Source organism: Allobosea sp. (genome assembly GCF_030694325.1).
Classification (GTDB): Bacteria; Pseudomonadota; Alphaproteobacteria; order Rhizobiales; family Beijerinckiaceae; genus Allobosea.
The window spans coordinates 1-2,813 of sequence record NZ_JAUXYO010000337.1 but is presented as its reverse complement, the minus strand read 5'-3'; the positions used below and the strand labels follow the sequence as shown (position 1 = coordinate 2,813).

Here is a 2,813-nt window from a genome sequence, read left to right as displayed (position 1 = left end):
GCCGAGGCCCAGCCGAAGGCGAGATGGCGCGGCGTCCTGTGGCCGATCATCGAATCGGCCGTGTTGATCGCCTTGTAGATGATGATGCCGGGCAGGCCGGCGACCCCGAGCCAGAAGGCCGGCGCCACCACCCCGTCGGAGAAATTCTCAGACAGGCTCTCGATCGCGGCGCGCGAGACGCCGGCCTCGTTCAGGGTGTCGGGATTGCGTCCGACGATCATCGAGACCGCCTTGCGCCCCTCGGTGAGGCCTCCCGTCTCCAGCCCCTGCGCGACGGCCGCGACGTGTTCGTAAAGGCTGCGCTGCGCCAGCAGCGTCGAGGCGAGCAGCGCCAGCGGCAAAAGCCCCGCCGGCCCCAGCTGTCGGCACAGGGTGGTCAGCGCGAGAGCCCCGGCCAGCGCTACCGCCAGCAGGATGAGGAGCGCGGCCACGCCCGCCGCCTTCCGGGCGGCGAAGCGCGCCGCCTCCCGGTTCAGCCGGCGGTCGAGCCCGGCGATCAACGCGCCAATCCAGGTGACGGGATGGCCGATCCGCGCATACAAGCGCTGCGGATAGCCGAGCGCGGCCTCGATCGCGAGCGCGGCCAGCAGCAGAAGCAGTGTGTCGGGCAGGGCCATGGGCGGCGAGGCAAACGTGACGGAGGGCATCTGGCATGGCGGCGATCTCGGCCGGGCAAGAGCGCTATTTCCGGATGCGCCCGAGCCCTGGATCGATCTCTCCACCGGGATCAACCCGATCCCCTATCCGCTTCCCGCGCTGCCGTTAAGCCTGTGGCAGCGCCTGCCCGCCGCCGATGACGAGGCGGCGCTGCTGGCGGCGGCGCGCGGCGCCTATCGCGCACGGCCCGAGACGGGCATCGTCGCCGCGCCCGGCACGCAGATCCTGATCGATCTGCTGCCGCGCGTGGTCCCGGATCGCGTCGGCGCCGGACCGGTCGCGGTGCTGGGACCGACCTACGCGGAACACGCGCTCGCCTGGCGGAAGATGGGCGCGACGGTCTTCGAGGCCGACAGCTTGGCGCAGGCCGATGACGCCGCGACGGTGGTGGTCGTGAACCCCAACAACCCGGACGGGCGCCTGCTGTCGGTCTCGGAGCTCACCGCGCTCGCCGCCCGCTGCGCCGCCTGGGGCGGGCTGCTGGTCGTCGACGAGGCCTTCTGCGATTTCACGCCCGAGTCGAGCCTGATCCCGACCCTGCCGCCCGCGACGCTGGTGCTGCGCTCCTTCGGCAAGACCTATGGTTTGGCCGGCGTCAGGCTCGGCTTCGCCATCGGCGAGGCAAATCTGGTGTCGGCACTGCGCGACGCGATGGGCCCCTGGGCCGTGGCCGGACCGGCGCTCGCGATCGGCGCGCAGGCGCTCGCCGATGTCGATTGGCTGGCGCAGGCTGGCGCCGCGCGCGCTGCCGATGCCGCGAGGCTCGATGCGCTGCTCGCCCCGCGGGGCGAGATCGTCGGCGGAACCGCTCTGTTCCGCCTGCTGGCGACGGCTGCTGCGCCGGCGCTCTTCGCCCATCTCGGCGCCCACGGGCTTTATGTGCGCCGCTTCCAGGCCGATCCGACCCGGCTGCGCTTCGGCCTCCCGGGCGATGCGCCGGCCTGGGAACGACTCGAGGCGGCACTGGCCTGTTTCCCGCATGGCGGCTGAGCGGCCGGCGCCGCGTCTGCGCCGTGGCGGGATGCCGCCGCGGCAGGCTAAGGTGACCGCCGCCTGTCCCACCTCCCGAGGATTGCCTTGATGCCTGCTCTGCCGACCGGAAGCGACCTGACCATCTGCTTCGCCCATGCCGCCTATCAGTTGCAGGCGGAGTTCGCGACGCGCGGCCATGCCGCCAAAAGCTTCGAGGTGCGCTCGCTCGACGAGCTGAAGGCGCGGGCGCCGGAGGCCGATGTCGTGGTGGTCTCCGGGCTCTGGCGCAACGAGCTGATCGCCTCCTGCCCGAAGCTGCGCTTTGTCCAGTCGGTCTCCGCCGGAACGGACCAGTACGACAAGGCCGCCTTCGCCGCAGCCGGCATCCGGCTGGCGAGCGCGCAAGGGGCCAATGAGCGCGCCGTCTCGGAGCATGCCATGGCGCTGATCCTCGGCCTGACCCGGCAGATCCACCTCGCCCGCGACAACCAGACCACCGCGACCTGGCGCCCGATGATCGGCGACCGCGCCCGGCGCGAGGACGAGCTCGGCGGCAAGACGCTGGTAATCGTGGGCCTGGGCCGAATCGGCCTGCGGCTGGCGACGCTGGCGGCTGCCTTCGGACTGCGAATCATCGGCGTGCGCCGCAGCCCTGAGCCGCATCCCGACATCGAGGCGATCGTCCGGCCCGATCAGCTCCACGAGGTGCTGGCGCAGGCCGACATCGTCGCGCTGACCTGCCCTCTGACGCCGGAGACCGAAAACCTGATCGACGCTGCGGCGCTCGCCGCGATGAAGCCCGGCGCGCTGCTGATCAATGTCGCGCGCGGCAAGGTCGTCGACGAGAAGGCTTTGGTCGCGGCGCTGTCGGAAGGGCGCATCGCCGGCGCGGGCCTCGACACCTTCGTCGAGGAGCCGCTGGCGGCGAGTTCGCCGCTCTGGGCGATGACAAACGTCATCGTCACGCCCCATAGCGCCGGCGAGACCCGCGCCTACGAGACGAATGTCGTCGACCTGCTGGTGGATAACCTCGCCCGGCTCGCGCGCGGCGAGACGACCTTGCGCAACCAGGTGGTCTAGCAGGGGCGCCGCTTCACACCCCTCATCCTGAGGAGGCCCGCAGGGCCGTCTCGAAGGATGCTCCAGGAGGCTCCTGAACCATCTGGAGCATCCTTCGAGACGCC

At 71.4% G+C, this 2,813-nt stretch carries 3 protein-coding genes; 2 read left to right on the top strand and 1 reads right to left on the bottom strand.

From position 1 onward, the window contains the following. The coding region (locus Q8M82_RS21665) for a CobD/CbiB family cobalamin biosynthesis protein (RefSeq protein WP_305693368.1) at positions 1-647 on the bottom strand (647 nt) is incomplete at its 3' end. Between Q8M82_RS21665 and cobD the strand changes: the two genes are divergently transcribed. Together cobD and Q8M82_RS21655 are read left to right on the top strand one after the other, a co-directional pair. Beyond that, on the top strand, positions 634-1,647 hold the full coding sequence (cobD, locus tag Q8M82_RS21660; RefSeq protein ID WP_305693367.1) for a threonine-phosphate decarboxylase CobD: 1,014 nt from the start codon (positions 634-636) through the stop codon (positions 1,645-1,647). The genes Q8M82_RS21665 and cobD overlap by 14 nt on opposite strands. 90 nt (positions 1,648-1,737) lie before the next feature. Continuing rightward, the gene (locus tag Q8M82_RS21655) at positions 1,738-2,709 is read left to right on the top strand and encodes a D-2-hydroxyacid dehydrogenase (protein WP_305693366.1); all 972 of its coding nucleotides are present in this window, start codon (positions 1,738-1,740) and stop codon (positions 2,707-2,709) included. The last annotated feature ends 104 nt before the right edge of the window (positions 2,710-2,813 follow it).